The following is a 19,238-nucleotide window of genomic DNA, read 5'->3' on the forward strand; positions in this document are numbered from 1 at the left end:
GGGCACATGCGCCGTTACGGCAAGGACGCCGACGAGGACGACATCCGCAACCGCCCCGCACGCCGGGGCTCCCGGCCGCGGACCAGGATCCGGCCCAAGCACGAGGACGCGGCCGAGGCGATGGTGCTCACCGTCGACCGGGGCCGGCTGACCTGCCTGCTGGACGCCGGGACGAAGCAGGAGCGCGAGATCGTCGCCATGAAGGCCCGTGAGCTGGGCCGCAAGGGCGTCGTCGTCGGCGACATCGTCAATATCGTCGGCGACCTCTCGGGGGACGCCGACACCCTGGCCCGGATCGTCCGGGTCGAGGAGCGCACCTCGGTGCTGCGCCGGACCGCGGACGACGACGACCCGTTCGAGCGGATCGTCGTCGCCAACGCCCACCAGCTGGCCATCGTCACCGCGCTGGCCGACCCGGAGCCCCGGCCCCGGCTGATCGACCGCTGCCTGGTGGCCGCGTACGACGCCGGCATGGAGCCGCTGCTGGTGCTCACCAAGTCCGACCTGGCCCCGGCCGAGCCGCTGCTGGAGGCCTACGCCCCGCTGGGCATCAACTACGTGGTGACCCGCCGGGACGAGCTGGCCACCGAGGGCGCCGAGGCCGTCCGGGCGCACCTGCGCGGCCGCTCGACGGTGTTCATCGGACACTCCGGCGTCGGGAAGACGACCCTGGTCAACGCCCTCGTGCCGCTGCACCAGCGGACCACCGGGGTGGTCAACGCGGTGACCGGCCGCGGCCGGCACACCACCGTCTCGGCGCTGGCGCTGCGGCTGCCGCCGCCCCCGGGCGCCAAGCCGGGCTCGAAGAAGGCGCTCGACCCGGGCTGGGTGATCGACACCCCGGGCTTCCGCTCCTTCGGCCTCTCGCACATCGACCCGTCCCGGGTCATCCACGCCTTCCCCGACCTGGAGCCCGGTACCGTCGACTGCCCGCGCGCGTGCAGCCACGACGAGCCGGACTGCGCGCTGGACGCCTGGGTCGCGGACGGCCACGCGGAGCAGGCCCGGCTGTACTCGCTGCGCCGTCTGCTGGCGAGCAAGGAGACCCGCGAGGGCGACTGACGGCGCGGCCCCGGCCGTTTTCGCGCGTTCGAGGTGTCGGAGCGGGCCAGCCTGGTGATCATAGGAAAGTCGGGCCGGATCACGGCCCGGCCCGTCGATCGACAGGGAGAGCACGCGATGGCATGGGCCCTGGTGATCCTGGCCGGCCTCCTGGAGACCGGCTTCGCGATCAACCTCAAGCTCAGTGAAGGTTTCACCAAGCTCTGGCCCACCATCAGCTTCTGCGTCTTCGCCCTCAGCAGCTTCGGCCTGCTCACCCTCTCCCTGAAGAGCCTGCCGGTCGGTCCGGCCTACGCGGTCTGGACCGGCATCGGCGCGGCCGGCACCGCGATCTACGGCATGCTCTTCCTGGACGAGACCAGCTCGGTGCTCAAGCTGGTCTCGATCTCGCTGGTGATCGCCGGTGTGATCGGGCTCCAACTGAGCGGCACGGCGCACTGAGCCGTGTCGCCACCCACTCGCCGCCGGGCCGCTCGACCCGGTGCCGACGGTCGGCGCTCCCACGCCGCTCCCCCTTCCGGCACCGGCGCGGCCCTTCGGCCCGGGGCGGGTTCGCGGGGCTGGGGTCCGGTCCCGCGGCCGGGGCTCCGGGGGTGTTCCACCGCGGCCGGACGGCCGGCGTCCGCTCCGCGAGCCCGACTGTCCCGATCGGGTGGGGCTCGCTAGGGTTTCGACCATGGCCGATTACCACGACGATCTCCGACTCGCCCATGTCCTCGCCGACTCGGCCGACTCGGTCACCCTGGAGCGCTTCCGCGCCCTCGATCTGAAGGTCGAGACCAAGCCCGACCTCACCCCCGTCAGCGACGCCGACAAGGCCGCCGAGGAGCTGGTGCGCAGCGTGCTCCAGCGCGCCCGCCCGCGCGACGCGGTGCTCGGCGAGGAGTTCGGCCTGCAGGGCACCGGCCCGCGCCGCTGGGTGATCGACCCGATCGACGGCACCAAGAACTACATCCGCGGCGTACCGGTCTGGGCGACCCTGATCGCGCTGCTGGAGGACGGCCCGGACGGCGTGGAGCGTCCGGTGGTCGGCATCGTCTCCGCCCCCGCGCTGAACCGCCGCTGGTGGGCGGCCAAGGACCTGGGCGCCTTCGCCGGCCGCAGTCTGACCAAGGCCGCTCGGATCCACGTCTCCGGCGTCTCCCGGCTGGAGGACGCCTCGTTCTCCTACTCCTCGCTCTCCGGCTGGGAGGAGCGCGGCCGGCTCGACTCGTTCCTGGACCTCACCCGGGCCTGCTGGCGCACCCGCGCCTACGGGGACTTCTGGTCGTACATGATGGTCGCCGAGGGAGCGGTGGACATCGCCGCCGAACCCGAGCTGTCGCTCTGGGACATGGCCGCGAACGCGATCATCGTCGAGGAGGCCGGCGGCCGGTTCACCGGTCTGGACGGCGTCCCCGGCCCGGGCGGCGCGGACGCGGTCGCCTCCAACGGCCTCCTCCACGCGGAGGCCCTGCGCCGCCTCAGCGTCTGACCGACGCCGGACGCGAGCGCCCGAACGCAAGCGGACGCCCCCGGCCCCCGGGTCTGAAGCTCTGCCCCGCGCCGAACCCGCCCCGAGCCGAGGCACCGGGTCGAAGCACCGGGTCGAAGCACCGGGCCGAAGCACCGGGCCGAGCGGCCCGGAGGCGAGCGGGCGACCACACTGGTGCGGGCCCGTTCCGACCGGCTTTCCGGTCGGAACGGGCCCGCGGCTCATGGGGTGTCAGCGCTGCTTGCGCAGCTCCCGGACCGCCGTCTCCAGCCGGCGGCCGTAGTCCTCGTCGGCCTGGCGGAAGTTCTCGATCGCCCGCTCGACGATGTCCTCGCGGTCGGCCGAGACCTTGGCGATGAAGCCGGCCAGGTTGGCGACCAGCCGCTGCTTCTCGTCCTCGCCCATCAGCCGGTACAGGTTGCCCGCCTGCACGAAGTCGTTGTCCTCGGCGTGCAGCGGCGCCTCGTGGGTGCCGGTGGCACCGGTGACCGCGGTGGCGGCCCAGAGCGGGCGGCCGGTCTGCACCGGGCCGCCGAAGCTGTTGGGCTCGTAGTTCTTGCGGCGGCCGTGGCGGCCGTCGTAGAGGTAGCCGTCCCGGCTGTTGGTGCGCGCCTCGGTGGCGTGCGGGCGGTTCACCGGCAGGTGGTCGGCGTTGATGCCGACGCGGTAGCGGTGGGCGTCCGCGTAGGCGAACAGCCGGCCCTGGAGCATCTTGTCCGGGGAGGGGCCGATGCCGGGCACGAAGTGCGACGGCGAGAAGATCGACTGCTCGACCTCGGCGAAGACGTTGTCGGGGTTGCGGTTGAGCTCCAGCTTGCCGAACTCGACCAGCGGGTAGTCGGCGTGCGGCCAGACCTTGGTCAGGTCGAACGGGTTGAAGCGGTACTGGGCCGCGTCGGCCGCCGGCATGATCTGGACGCTGACCGTCCAGCTCGGGAACTCGCCGCGCTCGATGGACTCGCGCAGGTCGCGCTGGTGGCTGTCCGGGTCCTCGCCCGCGAGGAGGGCCGCCTCCTGGGCCGTCAGGTTCTTGATGCCCTGGTCGGTCTTGAAGTGGTACTTGACCCAGAAGTGCTCGCCGGCCTCGTTCTGCCACTGGTAGGTGTGCGAGCCGAAGCCGTCGAGGTGGCGGTAGCTGGCCGGGATGCCGCGGTCACCGAAGAGCCAGGTCACCTGGTGGGTCGACTCGGGCGACAGGCCCCAGAAGTCCCAGACGTTGTCCGCCTCCTGGGAGCCGGTGTACGGGTCGCGCTTCTGGGTGTGGATGAAGTCCGGGAACTTGGTGGCGTCCTTGATGAAGAACACCGGGGTGTTGTTGCCGACGAGGTCGTAGTTGCCGTCCTCGGTGTAGAACTTCAGCGCGAAGCCGCGCGGGTCGCGGACGGCGTCGGCCGAGCCGAGGTTGCCGGCCACGGTGGAGAACCGCAGGAAGGTCTCGGTCTGCTTGCCCACCTCGGCGAGGAAGCTCGCCCGGGTGTAGGCGGTGACGTCGGCGGTCACCGTGAAGGTGCCGTACGCCGCCGCGCCGCGGGCGTGGACCACGCGCTCCGGGATGCGCTCGCGGTTGAAGTGCGCCAGCTTCTCGAACAGTTGCTGGTCCTGGATCAGCGCCGGGCCGCCGATGCCGGCGGTCTCGGTGTTCTGGTTGTCGGCGACGGGGGCACCCGCCTCCGTGGTGAGGATGGGGCGCAGTTCGTCCTGGGTGCTCATAAGGGGGTGCCTCCGCGTGGTCCGGTCGTGACAACAACTCGATCCTAACTTGGACTTTGTCTAAGTCAACACTGGAACCAAAGTCGGAGCTTCACTTATCCTGTACACATGAGTGACCTGCTGGAACGACTTCGCGGACGTGGATGGCGGCTGACCTCGCAGCGCCGGGTCGTGGCCGAGGTCCTCGACGGCGAGCACGTCCACCTCACGGCGGACGAGGTGCACGCCCGTGCCGCGGAGCGCCTGCCCGAGATCAGCCGCGCCACGGTCTACAACACGCTCGGCGAGCTGGTCTGCCTGGGCGAGGTGCTGGAGGTGGCCACCGACGGCCGGGCCAAGCGGTACGACCCCAACGCGCACCGGCCCCACCAGCACCTGGTCTGCTCGGGCTGCGGCGCCATCCGGGACGTCCACCCGCAGGGCGACCCGCTGGCCACCCTGCCCCGCAGCGAGCGGTTCGGCTTCACCGTCTCCGGTGCCGAGATCACCTACCGGGGGCTCTGTCCGGACTGTACGAACGGCCCCTGAGCGACGAACGGCCCCCGAGCGAGCGCTACGCGCTCAACTCCGCGTGCAGCGCGCCCAGCAGACGACCGGCCCGCTCCGCGACCTCGGCCGGGCCGTAGTCGGCGGCCCGCCGGCACCAGTTCTCCGCCTGCACCGGCTCCCCGCGGCGCAGCGCCAGCAGGGCGAGCCGCAGCGCCGCCCGGCCGTGCCCGGCGTCGGCGGCCCGGGTGTACCAGAGCATCGCCTCCGCCTCGCAGTCCTGCCGGGCCAGCAGCAGGCCCAGGTTGAAGGCCGCGCTGCGGCTGCCCGCCTCGGCCGCCCGCCGGTACCAGCTCTCCGCGATCTCCAGCGCCCCGCGCTCGGCGGCCCGCACGCCCATCCGCACCTGTGCCCGCCGGTGGCCGGCGTCGGCCGCGACCGCGTACCAGTGCTCGGCCTCGGCGTCCGCGTCACCGCGCCGGTCGAGCACCGAGGCCAGCCGGAACGCGCCCTCGGCCGAGCCGCCGGCCGCCGCCTGCCGGTAGCGCTCCAGCGCACCGGCCAGGTTGCCGCGCTGCTCCTGGACCACCGCCAGCTGGAGGGCCGCCTCGCCGTGGCCCTCGGCCGCGGCGCGCGCGTACCACTCCTGCGCCTGCCGGTGGTCCCCGCGCCCGGCGTGCAGGACGCCCAGGTTGAAGGCGCCGTCCACGCTGCCGGCCTCGGCGGCCTTGGAGAACCACGGCTCGGCGCCCGACTCGTCGCCGCGCTGGAGCAGCACCACGGCCAGCGCGTTGCAGGCCTCCCGGTGCCCGGCGTAGGCGGCGCGGCGGTACCACTGTTCGGCCTGCTGGTCGCGGCCGGCCGCGGCGCAGAGCAGCCCGAGGTTGAAGGCGCCGTTCTGGTCGCCGGCGTCCAGTGCGCTGCGGTACCAGCGTTCGGCCTCGGCCGCCTCGCCGCGCGAGGCGTGCAGGGCGCCCAGGGCGTTGGCCGCGTTGCCGTCCCCGGCCTCGGCGGCCTCCTGCCACCACTCGGCGGCGGCGGTGAGGTCCCCGGAGTCGCGCAGCAGGAAGCCCAGCGCGCAGGCCGCCCGCGGCTCGCCGTTCTGCGCCGACTGCCGGTACCAGCGGGCGGCCTCGTCCAGCAGCGCGTGGTCGACGCGGGAGCGCTCCTCCAGCAGCACGCCGAGCCGCAGCGCGGCGCGGGCGTGGCTGCGGGCGGCGGCGGTGCGGTACCAGGTCTCGGCGGTCTCCTTGTCCCCCGCGGCCTCCCGCATCCGGGCCAGCCGGTAGGCGGCCTCGCGGTGGCCGGCGTCGGCGGAGACCTTGAACCAGCGCTCGGCGCGCACGTCGCGCCGGTGCTCCATCAGGTCGCCCAGCGCGTAGGCGCCGAGCGGGTGGCCGTGGTCGGCGGCGAAGTGCAGCCAGTACTCGGCGGCCTCCTCCTCGCCCTGGTCCCGCAGTTGGAGCCCGAGCGCGTGCGCCGCGGGCGCGCTGCCGGCCACCGCGGCCTGGCGCCACCACTGGGCGGCCTCCGAGCGGTGGCCCTGCTGGTGCAGCAGCACGCCGAGGTTGTTGGCGGCCGCGCGCAGCCCGGCGGCGGCGGCGCCGCGCAGGTACGGCTCGGCGTCCTCCAGGTCCCCGCGGCGCAGCAGCAGGGTGCCGAGCCGGCTGGCGGCCTCCGGGTCCCCGTCGTCGGCGGCCTGGCGGTGCCGGGCCTCCAGGGCGGCCTGCTCGCGCGCGGCCAGCGCACTCTCGAAGCTGGCGGAGTCGAAGCCGGCGGAGTCGAGCCCGGCCCGGTCGCGGCCCTCCTCGCCCTCCTCGTCCTCGGTGCCGGCCCCGTACGGGCCGATGGCGGCGGCGAACTGACGGGCGGAGACGTGCACCAGGCTGTCGGGGCCGTAGCCGCCGCCCGGCCGACGCTCGATCGGTCCGCCGGTGCGCTGGGCGGGCAGGGCGCCGGGGTGGTTCTCGGAACTCTCGGCCCAGCCCTCGGTGTCCGCTTCGGTGGTCGCCGCGGACTTGGCTCCTGGCCCGTTCTTGCCGATCAGCCTCATGCCGACTCCCGCTCCCCCAGAGTGTCGCGGCATCCTCCCCCGGCCTGCGGCCGGACGGACCCGCTCCCGGCCTCCGACCGAAGGGGTCCCCACGGGGCGCGCCGGAGCCGACGGCTGGTCAGCAGCCGCGCAGCGTCCCCCACGTGTCCCATCGTCGCATCACCCGCAACCCGCGTACACCTGCCCCGGCCGAATTCGGCGGCGCGGAACCGAAGCCGACGAAATTGCTTCGGCGCTTTGTCGATTTCCCGACACTCGGGCCCCACAAACCCCGATGCCGGCGTCGGTGGCGACGGTCGATAGTACCGGAGGGGCCCGCGGCGCCTCCGAGGGAAAACGCCAGAAGCCCGGAGGATGATCCTCCGGGCTTCCGTGCTACTGAGTAGCGGGGACAGGATTTGAACCTGCGACCTCTGGGTTATGAGCCCAGCGAGCTACCGAGCTGCTCCACCCCGCGTCGGTGGACAAACCATAGCACGGGCGCGGGGTGGAACATCAATCGGTTCTCCCAGCTCAGGGGCTGGCTCCCGCCGAGGGGCTCGGCGGGGTGCCGTTCGTCGCCGTGGCGGACGGCGTGCCCGAAGGCGTGGCGGCGGGGGTGCCGCCGGCCTTCTGCTGCGCCGCCTGGGCCGCCTTGATCGCATCGCCGAGCGCCTTCTGGGCCTGGCCGTAGGCCGCCCAGTCCCCGCTCTTGAAGGCGTTCTGGCTGTCGTTGTACGCCTTCTCGACGTCCGCCCAGGCCTTCTGCAGCTCCGGGGTGGTCCCGCCGGTGCCCGGCGCGGGCGTCGGCGTACCGGGGGTGGGCGTCGGCGTGCTCGGGTTGGCCGGCGTCCCCGGGGAGGACGGCGCGGTCGGCGTGGTCGCCGGGGCGGCGCCCGCGAAGACCTTCTTCAGCGCCTCCTCCAGGGTGTTCTCGAAGGCCACGTTGTCGTTGCCGTAGACCGCGAGCACCTTCTGCAGCGTCGGGTACTTGGCACCGCGGCCGCGCACGTACACCGGTTCGACGTTGAGCAGGCCGCCGCCGACCGGCAGGGTCAGCAGGTTGCCGTACTCCAGCTCGGAGTCACCGCCGCTCTTCAGCAGGGTGATCTGCTGGGCCACTTCCTGGCGCGAGTTGAACTGCGACTGCACCAGGTTGGGGCCGAGCGTCTTGCTGTCCCCCGGCACCTTGAGCAGCCGGATCTTCCCGTAGTCCGGCCCGGGGTCGGCACTGACCGCCATGAAGGCCGCCAGGTTCTCCCGGCCGCTCGGCACGAAGGTGCTGGTGAGCGAGAAGCTGGCGGAGGTGACCGCCGGGTCCGGCATCCGCACCGTCAGGTAGTACGGCGGCTGCGGCTGCTTGGTGTCGCTGGTCGGGTCGACCGGGATCTGCCAGATGTCGCTGCCGTTGAAGAACGAGTTGGCGTCCGTCACGTGGTACTGGCCGAGCAGGTCGCGCTGCACCTTGAACATGTCCTGCGGGTACCGCAGGTGCGGCATCAGCGTGCCCGGGATGTCGGCCTTGGCCTTGACGGTGTCCGGGAACGCCTTCATCCAGGTCTTCAGCACCGGGTCGTTCTCGTCCCACTGGTAGAGCGTCACCTCGCCGGTGTACGCGTCCACGGTGGCCTTGACCGAGTTGCGGATGTAGTTGACCTGGTTGGCGGCGGTCAGCAGCTCACCGCGCTGGTTGGTCAGCGAGTCCTTGGTGGCCGTGCCGAGCGTCGTCTTGGAGGAGAACGGGTAGCCGTCGGAGGTGGTGTAGCCGTCCAGCACCCAGACCACCCGGCCGGGCTGCCCGTCGGGGCCGGGCTGCACGACCGGGTACGGGTCGGCGTCGATCGACAGCCAGGGCGCGACCTTCTCCACCCGCTCCTTGGGCGTCCGGTCGTAGATGACCTTGGCGCCGTCGGTGATCGCCCCCGCGTAGAGGATCTGCGGCTCGGCGAACTTCACCGCGTACGCGGCCCGGGTGATCGGGTTGTCCAGCGAGACGCCGCTGCCACCGGTGTACTGGTACTGCTTGTTCTCACCGGAGTCGGTGGTGTAGTCGATCTCCTGGTTGGCACCGCCGACGATCGAGTACGTGCCGGTCTTCTCGCCGTAGTAGACCCGCTGCTGGTAGTCGCCCAGCGAACCGGTGGCCGGCAGGCCGGACTCGGTGAAGACCGGCTGGCCCTTGTCGTTGACCTGGTTGCCCTTGGCCACCACGGCGCCGTAGCCGTGGGTGTACTTGAAGTGGTCGTTGATCCAGTTGCGCTGCACCCCGTTGAGGTCCAGCTCGCGCAGGCCGATCACGGTGTCCTGGGCGCCCTCGCCCTTGCCGTAGCGGTCCACGTCCAGCGTGGACGGGAAGGCGTAGTACGAGCGCTGCTGCTCGATCGACTGGAAGGTCGGCGAGACCACGTTCGGGTCCAGCAGGCGGATGTCCGCGATGGTCTGCGCGTCCGGCTTGAGCGCCTCGGCCGTGGTCGAACCCTGCGGGGTGTACTGGGTGGTCTGGCTGTCCGCGATCCCGTACGCCTGCCGCGTCGCGTCGATGTTCTTCTGGATGTACGGCGTCTCCTTGGCCTGCTCGTTCGGCTTGACCTGGAACTGCTGCACGATCGCCGGGTACACCCCGCCGATCAGCACCGCCGACAGCACCATCAGCCCGAGGCCGATCAGGGCCGGCGCCCAGGTGCGGCGGATCGGGGTCAGGAAGAACAGCACCGCGCAGATGATCGCGACGAAGAACAGGATGGTCTTGGCCGGCAGGAACGCGTTGGCGTCCACGTAGCGCAGGCCGGTCCAGCCGGTGACGCTCTTGTACGAGCCGGTCTTCACCGCCAGCGCGTACCGGTCCAGCCAGTACGCGACCGCCTTCAGCAGCACGAACACACCGAGCAGCACCGCGAGGTGGCCCTGCGCGCCGGCACTGGCCCGACGGCCGGGGCCCTGCAGCCGCAGGCCCCCGTAGAGGTAGTGCACCAGCGCCGAGGTCAGCAGCGAGACGATCACCGCGCTGAACGCGAAGCCGAGCAGGAACTCGTAGAACGGCAGCTCGAAGGCGTAGAACGAGACGTCCATGCCGAACTGCTGGTCCTTGACGCCGAACGACGTCCCGTTGGTCCACAGCAGCCACGTCCGCCACTGGCCCGAGGCCGCGGCCCCGGCCACCAGGCCGATCACCAGCGAGATCCCGATCAGCGCCCAGCGCTTGAACGGGGCCAGGCCGGCCCGGTAGCGGTCCAGGCTCTGCTGCTCCACCGACATCGCCGACAGCGGCGGCCGGAGCCGGTGCGCCAGCCAGATGTTGGCGCCCACGATCAGCGCCATCAGCAGGCCGAAGACGGCGAACAGGCCGACCTTCGTCCAGAGCTGGGTGGTGAACACCGAGGAGTAGTGGACCGACTTGAACCAGAGCCAGTCGGTCCAGAACCCGGCGAACATGACGAACAGCAGGAAGAGCACCGCGAGTACGCCCAGGGTCAGCAGGGCCACCCGCGCCCGCCGGGAGGGCGGGCCTACCCGGCGCCGGAATCCCGGCCCTGAGCGTTCCGGCATCTGGAATACCACGGGGCACCTCAGCTGTGTCGTCTGGAATCGATCGGTCGTCAGTGCAACTTAACCAGGCTTTAGCCGAGTTCCCACCGTTAGCAGACGGTTACTCCGACGTTCCCCGGCCGCAGCCGTCCGGCCGTCCGCACGGCGGACGCGGCACCGGACGCGGCACCCGTCGCGACGCCGGTCGGGACACCGGGCGGGCGCACCCGCCCCGGCACCGGCCGCCCCGGCCGCCCCGGCCGCCCGCGCCGCGCCCGCCCCCGCCGGACCGCGGGTGGCACCGCCCGGACCGCCCGCCGTGTGAGGATTGAGGCATGTCCGATGTCTCCCCTTCCCCCGACGACGTCTCCAAGCTCCCGGCCGCGACCCCGCTGACCCGGGCCGCACTGGAGATCGACGAGTACGCCGCCACCCTCGGCTGGGACCTCCCGGCCCGGCTGTTCGCCCTGGTGGACAGCGCGATGCTGCGCAAGGCCGACCCCCGGATCGCCGAGCAGCTCGGCCTCTCCGACAACCCGGAGGCCGGCCTCACCCCGGTCGAGCAGGACGAACTGCCGGCCGGCATGGAGCTCGACAAGTTCCTCGCCACCATCGCCTGGCCCGACGCGGTGGCCGGCTGCGCCCTGGTGGTCGAGCGGCTGATGCTGCCGCCGGGCGCCGAGCAGTCCCGCCCGCGCAACGCCTCCGACGCCCAGCTCGCCGACTGGGTGGCCAACCACCCCGCACGCGAGGAGGTGCGGATCACCGCCGCCGTGCTGCGCGACGGCAAGAAGGAGATCGCCCTGCGGCTGCGCTCCAAGGACGTCGCGCGCGAGGTCCTGACCGGCCCCGACCTCGTCCCGGGCCTGACCGAGGCGCTGCTCGCCACCTTCAGCTAGCCGTCCGCGCGGCGGGCTCCGGGCGGTCCCGTCCGGGGCCCGTCGCCCGGGCCCGCCCGCCGGTCGGCGGTCGCGGTCCTCGGTCGCGGTCCTCGGCTAGTTCGCGCAGGACGGCAGCGCGGCGGTCTGCCCGCTGCGGACCTGCTCCAGCGACTTCAGTGCGCCGTCCAGCGTCTCGGCCTTGATCAGGGTCAGCCCGGACGGGGTGTTCTTGCCGGCCTCCGCGCAGTTGGCGGCCGGGGTGAAGAAGTACTGGGCGCCCGCGTCCCGGGCCGCGATCAGCTTCATCGATATCCCGCCGATCGGGCCGACCGCGCCGCCGTCGTCGATGGTGCCGGTGCCCGCGACGAACTTGCCGCCGGTGAGGTCCTCGGGCGTCAGCTTGTCGATGATGCCCAGCGAGAACATCAGGCCCGCGCTCGGACCGCCGACGTCCTGGAGGCCGATGTCGATCTGGAACGGGTAGGTGTGCCGGACCCCGGGCCGGATGCCGACCATCGCGGCGCCGGTGTCGGGGGACTTCACGGTCGGCACTGCGATGTCGGTGCGGGCCGCCGCCGGGTCGGCCTTGCCGGCGTCCTTGACCATCGGCACCACGGTGAAGACGGTCGTCTCGCCGGGCTGGTGCTTGGTGACGGCCTTGGCCACCGCGTCCGCGTCCGCGACCGGAGTGCCGTCGACCGCGATGATCCGGTCGCCGGCGTGCAGCTTGCCCTCCGCCGGAGCGCCGGCCGTGACCGACTGGACGATCAGCTCGTTACCGACCGGGATGCCCAGCTGGGTCAGCGCCGCCGTCCGCGCGTGGTCCTCGGAGAGCGCGAACTCCTCGGCGTTCTGCCGCTTGGCGTCGGCGTCCGTCTGGCCCTTCGGGTAGACGTTGTCGTGCGGTACCACCAGCACGTCGTCACGGAGCCAGCCGACCACCGCGTTGACCAGGCTCGGCTCGTACTTGGCGCCGGTGACCTGGACGGTGGTCATGTTGAGGTGCCCGCTCACCGGGTACGACTCGTGGCCGGTGATGGTGATCACCGGCGTGCCCGTCTTCTCCTGCACCCCGAGCGTGTTGTACGTCGGCCCCGGGCTCATCTCGGTGTACGGCACCTTCATCAGCACCGACGCGCAGAGCAGCGCTATGAGCAGCAGGGTGGCGGCGAGCATCGTCGCAGAGCGGCGTGGCATGCCTCGACAGTACGGGACGCGGCTGACGGTACGCCCGCCGGGCTACCGCCCGGAGTCCTCGCCCGGGGCGGCGGTGGCGGTGGTGCGTTCCATCGCGGCCATGAAGCGCCGGTGCTCGGCGAGGGAGGCGGGGTCACCGGTGGCTCTGGGGGCCCGCTGGGCCCAGCCCGCCCACACGGCGGCGAGCAGTGCGGCGACAACCGGAATGATCAACCAGGCGAGCGCAGCCATGTCAGTACTCCCAGCTCGTCGTGTCTATGAGCAGATTAACCACCCCGGCGGACAACGCGGGTGGCGCCGTCCGGGTTACGGCACGGCCGATCGGCTCACTGCCAGGGAGTATTCGGCGCAGCGCCCCGGACCCGTTCGAGTGACGGTCCGGCGCGCCTGCGCGGTGACGGTGTCCGGGTGGGTCAGCAGCCGCCGGCGCCGACCCACTCCTCCTCGCCGTCGGAGAACACCTGGTGCTTCCAGATCGGCACCTCGTGCTTGAGGTCGTCGATCAGCCGGCGGGCGGCGGCGAACGCCTCGCCCCGGTGGGCGCAGGAGACGGCGACGATCACGGCCTTGTCGGTGATCTCCAGCCGGCCGACCCGGTGCACCGCGGCGAGCGCCCGGACCGGGAACTCCGCGACGACCTTCTCGGCGATCCGGCGCATCTCCTGCTCGGCCGAGGGGTGGCAGCTGTACTCCAGCGCGGCGACCGACTTGCCGCCGTCGTGGTCCCGGACCGTCCCGACGAAGACGGTCGTACCGCCGGCGGCGTCGTCGCCGACCGCCTCGTACACCTCGTCGAGCGAGAGCGGGGTGTCGCGGACGGCGAGCAGACGGATGGGGTCGTGGTTCTCGGACATGACTCCATGATTCCCCATCCCGGCCGCCTTCGGGCAAGGGGGTTCCGTATCACGATTGGAGAATTTCGCATCGTGAGAAAGGGGTCGCCGACCGGCGGCCCGGACCGCGACCGGCAGGCGCTGCGGGCGGCGAGGGGAGGCCCGCCGTCCGTGGCCCTCGAAGGGTCAGAAGCGGCGCCGCTTGCGCGCGCGCCGGACCAGCGCGGCCGTACCGACCAGCGCCACCGTCGCCCCGGCCGCGCCCAGGCTGGTGGCGGCCTCCTTGCCGCCGAGCCGCCGCCCGGCCACCGCGTGCTTGCCGGAGACCTGCGCCAGCAGCTCCGCCAGCACCTGCTCGTTGGTGTACGCCGGACGCCAGCCCGCCTCGTGCAGCCGGCTGCCGGAGACCACCCACGGGTACATCGTGTACGCGAGGTCCCCCGCCGGGGCCGGGGTCAGCCCGAGCCGGTGCAGCCGGGCGGCGGTGCCCAGCGCCAGCGAGGCCGGCAGCTCCATCCGCCGGATGCCCGACAGCCGCTCCACGTCCTCCTGCTCCAGCCAGCCGTCGCAGCCGACCGTGACCTCGCCCTCGACCAGCCCGAGCGCCGCGTACTCCAGCGCCGCCGCCAGGTCATCCACATGACAGAACTGCCAGCACGGCCGGGACCCGGCCACCACCAGCAGCCGGGGCGCCTCGAAGTGCCGGGTCAGCACGGTGTCGACGCCCGGCCCGACCACCACGGCCGGACGCAGCACGGTCACCTGCAGCCCCGGGTGGGCCCGCGGGGCCCGCCGGGCCAGCCGTTCGATCTCCAGCAGGTCCCCGACCAGCGAGGCCTCCTCGGTGGCCCGCAGCTCGGAGTCCTCGGCCAGCGGCACCTCGTTGTCGGCGAGCGCGCCGTAGACCATCGCGGAGGTGCAGAGCACCACCCGGTGCACCCCGGCCGCCGCGGCGGCGGTCAGCACGGTCTGCGCGCCGCGCACGTTGTAGGCGCTGCGGGCCCGCGGGTCGGACTCCATGCCGAGGTCCATCGCCAGGTGGACGACCACGTCCACGCCGGCCAGCCGCTCGGCCACCGCCGGGTCGCGCACGTCCAGGACGCGCCACTGCACGCCCGGCACCTCGCCCCGCCGGTCGTCCACGGCGAGGACCTTCTTCACCCCCGGCGAGGCGACGAGGCGGGCGGCGACACGCTCGCCGAGTACACCGGCGGCGCCGGTGACGGCCACGGTCAGTGGCCTTCCGCCGTAGGCTGGAGGCGGCGACGCCGTGATGTCCGGGGCGTCCTCTCCTCCGGTCAGCCCAGAGCGAACGTCCGAAGGCGGGGAACTCACCGGCCATCCTCCACGGTTAGCTTATGTGCGTACGTACGTGTGTCACGTACGTCCATCCTGCCCGAGGCGAAGGCCCGGCGGTGCACCCGGCGCGGGCCAGCCGCACGGGAGCCGCCCACCGGCGGCGAGTTCCCCCACTCCGCCGACCGTCCCGGGCGGGTCGAAATCCCGCCACCACCCGCATGACGGCCGACCGGATCGAGGACCCCGTGAGCGACCTTCCCTTCGGATTCGGCGTTCCGCCAGAGGAGCCCGAGGACGGCAAGGCCAAGCCCGAGGACGGCAAGGGCCGGCCCGGCGACGAGCAGAAGAAGAAGGACCAGGGCGGCGAGGAGGGCAGCCCCCAGCCGTTCGGCTTCGGCGGGAACCCGTTCGGCGCGCTCTTCGGCATGGGGATGCCCGGTGCGCCCGGTGCGCCCGGCACCCCCGGTGGACCCGGCGGCGGTGACAACCCGTTCGCCGCGATGTTCGGCGGCCTCAACCCCAACGACCTCGGCGCCGCCTTCCAGCAGCTCGGCCAGATGCTGTCCTTCGAGGGCGGCCCGGTGAACTGGGACCTCGCCAAGGACATCGCCCGCCAGACCGTCGTCGCCGAGCCCGTCGAGGGCAAGTCCAAGGACCGGTCGGTCGGCGCCTCCGAGCGCTCCGCCGTCGCCGAGGCCGTCCGGCTCGCCGACCTCTGGCTGGACGGCGTCACCGAGTTCCCCTCCGGGGCCGGCACCGCCGTCGCCTGGAGCCGGGCCGAGTGGATCGAAGCCACCCTGCCGGTCTGGAAGGACCTCGTCGACCCGGTCGCCGAGCGGGTCGGCACCGCCATGGGCGGCGTCCTGCCCGAGGAGATGCAGGCCATGGCCGGCCCGCTGATGGGCATGATGCGCTCGATGGGCGGCGCCATGTTCGGCAGCCAGATCGGCCAGGCGCTCGGTGCGCTCGCCGCCGAGGTGGTCGGCTCCACCGACGTCGGCCTGCCGCTCGCCCCGGCCGGCAAGGCCGCGCTGCTGCCGCAGAACATCGCCGAGTTCGGCGAGGGCCTGAACGTGCCCGCCGACGAGGTCCGGCTCTACCTCGCCCTGCGCGAGGCCGCCCACCAGCGCCTCTTCGCCCATGTGCCGTGGCTGCGCGCCCACCTGTTCGGCGCCGTCGAGGCCTATGCGCGCGGCATCAAGGTCGACTCCTCCCGGATGGAGGAGCTCGTCGGCCAGCTCGACCCGAGCAACCCCGAGGCGCTCCAGGAGGCGCTGGCCGGCGGTCTGCTCCAACCCGAGGACACCCCCGAGCAGAAGGCCGCGCTCGCCCGTCTGGAGACGGCGCTGGCGCTGGTCGAGGGCTGGGTCGACGCCGTCGTGCACGCCGCCGCCGAGCCGCACCTGCCGCAGGCCGGCGCGCTGCGCGAGACCGTCCGCCGCCGCCGCGCGGCCGGCGGCCCCGCCGAGCAGACCTTCGCCACCCTGGTCGGCCTGGAGCTGCGCCCGCGCCGGCTGCGCGACGCCGCCCGGCTCTGGGCGCTGCTCGCCGACGCCCGGGGCATCGAGGGCCGCGACGACCTCTGGCAGCACCCCGACATGCTCCCCACCGCCGCCGACCTGGACGACCCGGACGCCTTCGTGCACCGGGACACCGCCGGTGATCAGGAGGGCGGCCTGGACTTCGACGCGATCGACAAGCTGCTCGGCGAGGCCGCCGCGGGCGGGCCGTCGGCGGCCTCGAAGCCCGCCGACCCCGCCGGGCCCGACCTGGAGAAGCCCGGCCCGGAGCAGCCCGGCCCGGAGCAGAAGGACGAGGACGGGAAGGGCGAGCCCACCGCATGACGCTCACCGAGACGGGCGCGTCCGCGCTGCACGCGGACGCCGTCCGCGCCCTGGGCGGCTGGCGTCCCGCCGACCCGGACCAGGAGCAGTTGCGCCGCGACTACCTGGACCACCTGGCCGAGCAGCCCGAGGGCCTGTTCCGCTCCTGCCTGCCCGCCCACATCACCGCCAGCGCGGCCGTGGTCGACCCGGCCGCCGGGCGGGTGCTGCTCACCCTGCACCCCAAGGTCGGCCTCTGGCTGCAGATGGGCGGCCACTGCGAGCCGGGCGACCGCGACCTGGCCGCCGCCGCGCTGCGCGAGGCCACCGAGGAGTCGGGCATCCCGGACCTCGTCCTGCTGGCCACCGACGGCGTGCCGGTGCCGGCCAAGCTCGACCGGCACCAGGTGCGCTGCACCGGCAAGGACCGGCCGGAGAACACCCACCTGGACGTCCAGTACATCGCGGTGGCCCCGCCCGGCGCACAGGCCCTGATCAGCGAGGAGTCGCTGGACCTGCGCTGGTTCGACTTCGACCGGCTGCCCGAGCTGACCGACCACTCGGTGCGCGACCTGGTGGCGCGCGCCCGGGTACTGACCGGCTGAGGCGCGACGGAACGGGAGGGCGCGGGCCGCTGTGGCCCGCGCCCTCCCGTTCCGCACGTCCGCCTGTTCCCCGCATCACTGCCGCCCCGCGGCCGCCGCCGCGGTCGGCCGGACGCGACCGCGGTCAGCCGCAGGATCCGGCCGGGTCGGCCTCCGGCGGGCCCGCGTGCCGGGCGCCCGGGATGTGCGGCAGCCGGGCCGCCGAGACGACGCCCTCCAGATAGCCGCGCGCCCGCTCCGTCCGCGGGTAGGCCTCCAGCAGCGCCCAGAACGAGGGCCCGTGGTCCGGCACCAGCAGGTGGGCGAGCTCGTGCAGCAGCACGTAGTCGACGACGTACTCCGGCATGCCCTGCAGCCGGTGCGACAGCCGGATGGTCCGCTCGCTGGGTGTGCAGGACCCCCAGCGCGAGTTCTGGTTGGTGACCCAGCGGACCTGGACGGGCTGGGCGCGGTTGCCCAGGTAGGCGGCGGACAGCTCGCGCGCCCGGACCGCCAGCGCGTCGTCGCCGAGCACCCGCCGGCTCTCCTGGGCGGCCAGCTTCTCCAGCATCTGCGCGACCCAGCGCTGCTCCTCGGCGTGCGACATCCGGGCCGGGATCAGCACGATCGTGCGGTCGCCCTCGCGGTACGCCGAGACGGTGCGGCTGCGCCGGGCACTGCGCCGGACCTCCACCCGGGAGCGGTCGAACGGCAGCTCGACGTGTTTCTCCGGCGGAGGAGGGGGCTGCGGCGGGGCCGAGGTCGGCTGTTGGTCCGGGCGCCCGCGCGTGCTCGGCGTCGCGACCTGGGACCCGGACGCTGCACGGGCACGCCGACGCGACGCCGGGGGATGGGAGTCCCGTTCGGCTGCCATGGCACACGACGTTACCCGGTACCGCTGACAGAAGTCCGCTGCCATGGCCGAAATCTTTCGTGGAGTGATCGGGAACGAAAGGCCGCCGGAGGGTGTCCGGAATCCGACCCCGGATCGGACGACAGGTTATCCACAGGGTGTGCGAACGGATCATTCGATCATGTGCTCGTGCCTGTGGACAACGGTGAGCACGCGGTCGTGCCGATCGGGCAGGCTGGCGTCGGCCGTCCGGAAACGATCGGAAGGAAGACCGCCGTGCGCCTCCTGCTGAAGCCCGCCCTCTCCCGCAGCTGGCGGGACTCCGAGACCCTGCAGTTCGGCACCGTCCGCCAGTACGCCGGGGTGCTCGAACGCGCGGACCGGGCCCGCTGCGACTTCCTCGGACTCCTCGACGGGACGCGGGACCGGCCCGCGCTGCTGGCCGCCGGCGAGCGGGCCGGCCTCGGGCGGGAACCGACCGGCGCCCTGCTGGACGAGCTGGAGCAGGCCGGGCTGCTCGACGACGCCGAAGCGGCGGGCAGCGCACTGGCCCGCTTCCCGCAGCCGCACCGGGAGCTGCTCGGCCCGGATCTCGCCTCGCTCTCGCTGGTCCACTCCGGCCCCGGCGCCGCCCCCGCCGTCCTCGCCCGCCGCGCCGACCGCAGGGTCGAGGTGCGCGGCGCCGGCCGGGTCGGCGCCGCGCTCGCCGCCGTCCTGGCGGCCGGCGGCACGGGGGCGGTCACGGTGACCGACACCGGCCGGGTCCGGCCCGGGGACTGCTCCCCCGCCGGCCTGCCCCCCGGCGACGTCGGGCGGCTGCGGTCCACCGCCGCCCGCGAGGCCGTCCAGCGGGCCTCGGCCCGCCGCACCACCCCGGACACCCGCCGCCGGTCCGAGCGGCACCCCGACCTCGTGGTGCTGGCGCCCCGGGACGGCAGCGGTGCCTTCGCCGGCGGCGCGGCCGAGGCCAGGGAGCTGCTCCGGGCCGGGGTGCCGCACCTCTACGTCGGGGTGGTGGAGGAGTTCGGCGTGGTCGGGCCGCTCGTCGTCCCGGGGGTCTCGGCCTGCGGCCACTGCCTGGTCCTGGCCCGCGAGGACGAGGACCCGGCCTGGCCGCGGATCCTGGCCCAGCTCGCCGACGACGGCCCCGGCCGGGCCCGCACCCCCGCCTGCGACACCGGTCTGGCCACGGCGGTGGCGGGCCTCGCCGCCCTCCACGCCCAGGTCTACCTGGACGGCGGCCGCCCGCCGAGCCTCGACGGCTGGTGCGAGCTCTCCGCCGTCGACGGCATGCCCCGGCGGCTGCGGCTGAAGGGCCACCCCGACTGCGGCTGCCTCTGGCAACCGCAGCCGCCGGGCTGACCGCCCGGTGGACGGCGGACGACGCCGGAGGGGGCCGTCGCGCGACAGGTCGGAAAAGGGTGCCGGGGCCGGGGCGGGGAGCGGGCACAATGGCGTAGTGATGGTCGGCCCCCGGTC

At 73.5% G+C, this 19,238-nt stretch carries 16 protein-coding genes and 1 tRNA gene; 8 read left to right on the forward strand and 9 right to left on the reverse strand.

From position 1 onward, the window contains the following. The first annotated feature begins 6 nt into the window (after positions 1 to 6). From rsgA to hisN, 3 genes are all read left to right on the forward strand, one after another. Entirely contained in the window at positions 7 to 1,062 is a 1,056-nt protein-coding gene (gene rsgA / locus ACWDRR_RS10230) for a ribosome small subunit-dependent GTPase A (RefSeq protein WP_449771736.1), read from the forward strand. Between the two features lie 117 nt (positions 1,063 to 1,179). Then, positions 1,180 to 1,503: a DMT family transporter gene (locus ACWDRR_RS10235; protein WP_449771737.1), complete on the forward strand. Its 324-nt coding sequence runs from the start codon at positions 1,180 to 1,182 to the stop codon at positions 1,501 to 1,503. A gap of 235 nt (positions 1,504 to 1,738) precedes the next feature. Further along, entirely contained in the window at positions 1,739 to 2,536 is a 798-nt protein-coding gene (hisN, locus tag ACWDRR_RS10240; protein ID WP_449771738.1) for a histidinol-phosphatase, read from the forward strand. A gap of 231 nt (positions 2,537 to 2,767) precedes the next feature. Here hisN and ACWDRR_RS10245 read toward each other — a convergent pair whose 3' ends face one another. Further along, positions 2,768 to 4,246 carry a catalase gene (locus tag ACWDRR_RS10245; RefSeq protein WP_449771739.1) on the reverse strand — a complete coding sequence of 493 codons (1,479 nt, stop codon included), beginning with the start codon at positions 4,244 to 4,246 and terminating at the stop codon, positions 2,768 to 2,770. Positions 4,247 to 4,354: 108 nt separating this feature from the next. On the opposite strand from ACWDRR_RS10245, the gene ACWDRR_RS10250 reads away from it, so the two are divergent. Next, positions 4,355 to 4,774 carry a Fur family transcriptional regulator gene (locus ACWDRR_RS10250; RefSeq protein ID WP_449771740.1) on the forward strand — a complete coding sequence of 140 codons (420 nt, stop codon included), beginning with the start codon at positions 4,355 to 4,357 and terminating at the stop codon, positions 4,772 to 4,774. A 25-nt stretch (positions 4,775 to 4,799) separates the two neighbouring features. On the opposite strand, the gene ACWDRR_RS10255 is transcribed toward ACWDRR_RS10250, so the two are convergent. The 3 genes from ACWDRR_RS10255 to ACWDRR_RS10265 form a co-directional block, all read right to left on the reverse strand. After that, a complete protein-coding gene (locus ACWDRR_RS10255; protein ID WP_449771741.1) occupies positions 4,800 to 6,785 on the reverse strand; it encodes a tetratricopeptide repeat protein in 1,986 nt (661 codons plus the stop codon). Between the two features lie 383 nt (positions 6,786 to 7,168). Continuing rightward, a tRNA-Met gene (locus ACWDRR_RS10260) sits at positions 7,169 to 7,242 on the reverse strand. Between the two features lie 56 nt (positions 7,243 to 7,298). Then, positions 7,299 to 10,310, reverse strand: a complete 3,012-nt coding sequence (locus tag ACWDRR_RS10265) for a UPF0182 family membrane protein (protein ID WP_449771742.1) — start codon at positions 10,308 to 10,310, stop codon at positions 7,299 to 7,301. Between the two features lie 314 nt (positions 10,311 to 10,624). Here ACWDRR_RS10265 and ACWDRR_RS10270 point away from each other — a divergent pair, with 314 nt between their 5' ends. After that, complete coding sequence (locus ACWDRR_RS10270; protein ID WP_449771743.1) at positions 10,625 to 11,188, forward strand: PPA1309 family protein; 564 nt, start codon at positions 10,625 to 10,627, stop codon at positions 11,186 to 11,188. A gap of 96 nt (positions 11,189 to 11,284) precedes the next feature. Here the strand turns inward: ACWDRR_RS10270 and ACWDRR_RS10275 are convergent, their stop codons facing one another. The 4 genes from ACWDRR_RS10275 to ACWDRR_RS10290 all read right to left on the reverse strand — a co-directional run bounded on the left by ACWDRR_RS10275 (position 11,285) and on the right by ACWDRR_RS10290 (position 14,535). Further along, complete coding sequence (locus ACWDRR_RS10275) at positions 11,285 to 12,367, reverse strand: YlbL family protein (protein WP_449771744.1); 1,083 nt, start codon at positions 12,365 to 12,367, stop codon at positions 11,285 to 11,287. A gap of 42 nt (positions 12,368 to 12,409) precedes the next feature. Continuing rightward, positions 12,410 to 12,598, reverse strand: a complete 189-nt coding sequence (locus tag ACWDRR_RS10280) for a hypothetical protein (RefSeq protein WP_449771745.1) — start codon at positions 12,596 to 12,598, stop codon at positions 12,410 to 12,412. Positions 12,599 to 12,780: 182 nt separating this feature from the next. Beyond that, positions 12,781 to 13,221, reverse strand: coding sequence for a molybdenum cofactor biosynthesis protein MoaE (locus ACWDRR_RS10285; RefSeq protein ID WP_449771746.1), 441 nt, complete (start codon positions 13,219 to 13,221; stop codon positions 12,781 to 12,783). A gap of 165 nt (positions 13,222 to 13,386) precedes the next feature. Continuing rightward, positions 13,387 to 14,535: an NAD-dependent epimerase/dehydratase family protein gene (locus tag ACWDRR_RS10290; RefSeq protein ID WP_380321756.1), complete on the reverse strand. Its 1,149-nt coding sequence runs from the start codon at positions 14,533 to 14,535 to the stop codon at positions 13,387 to 13,389. Positions 14,536 to 14,744: 209 nt separating this feature from the next. Here ACWDRR_RS10290 and ACWDRR_RS10295 point away from each other — a divergent pair, with 209 nt between their 5' ends. Both ACWDRR_RS10295 and ACWDRR_RS10300 read left to right on the forward strand, forming a co-directional pair. Next, on the forward strand, positions 14,745 to 16,343 hold the full coding sequence (locus tag ACWDRR_RS10295) for a zinc-dependent metalloprotease (protein WP_449771747.1): 1,599 nt from the start codon (positions 14,745 to 14,747) through the stop codon (positions 16,341 to 16,343). After that, positions 16,340 to 16,927, forward strand: coding sequence for an NUDIX hydrolase (locus ACWDRR_RS10300; protein ID WP_449771748.1), 588 nt, complete (start codon positions 16,340 to 16,342; stop codon positions 16,925 to 16,927). Before ACWDRR_RS10295 ends, ACWDRR_RS10300 begins: the two co-directional genes overlap by 4 nt. A 124-nt stretch (positions 16,928 to 17,051) precedes the next feature. Here the strand turns inward: ACWDRR_RS10300 and ACWDRR_RS10305 are convergent, their stop codons facing one another. Next, positions 17,052 to 17,600, reverse strand: coding sequence for a M48 metallopeptidase family protein (locus ACWDRR_RS10305; RefSeq protein WP_449771749.1), 549 nt, complete (start codon positions 17,598 to 17,600; stop codon positions 17,052 to 17,054). Between the two features lie 435 nt (positions 17,601 to 18,035). Between ACWDRR_RS10305 and ACWDRR_RS10310 the strand changes: the two genes are divergently transcribed. Further along, the gene (locus tag ACWDRR_RS10310) at positions 18,036 to 19,121 is read left to right on the forward strand and encodes a ThiF family adenylyltransferase (RefSeq protein WP_449771750.1); all 1,086 of its coding nucleotides are present in this window, start codon (positions 18,036 to 18,038) and stop codon (positions 19,119 to 19,121) included. Positions 19,122 to 19,238 lie beyond the last annotated feature (117 nt).

Source organism: Kitasatospora sp. NPDC003701 (assembly GCF_053587085.1).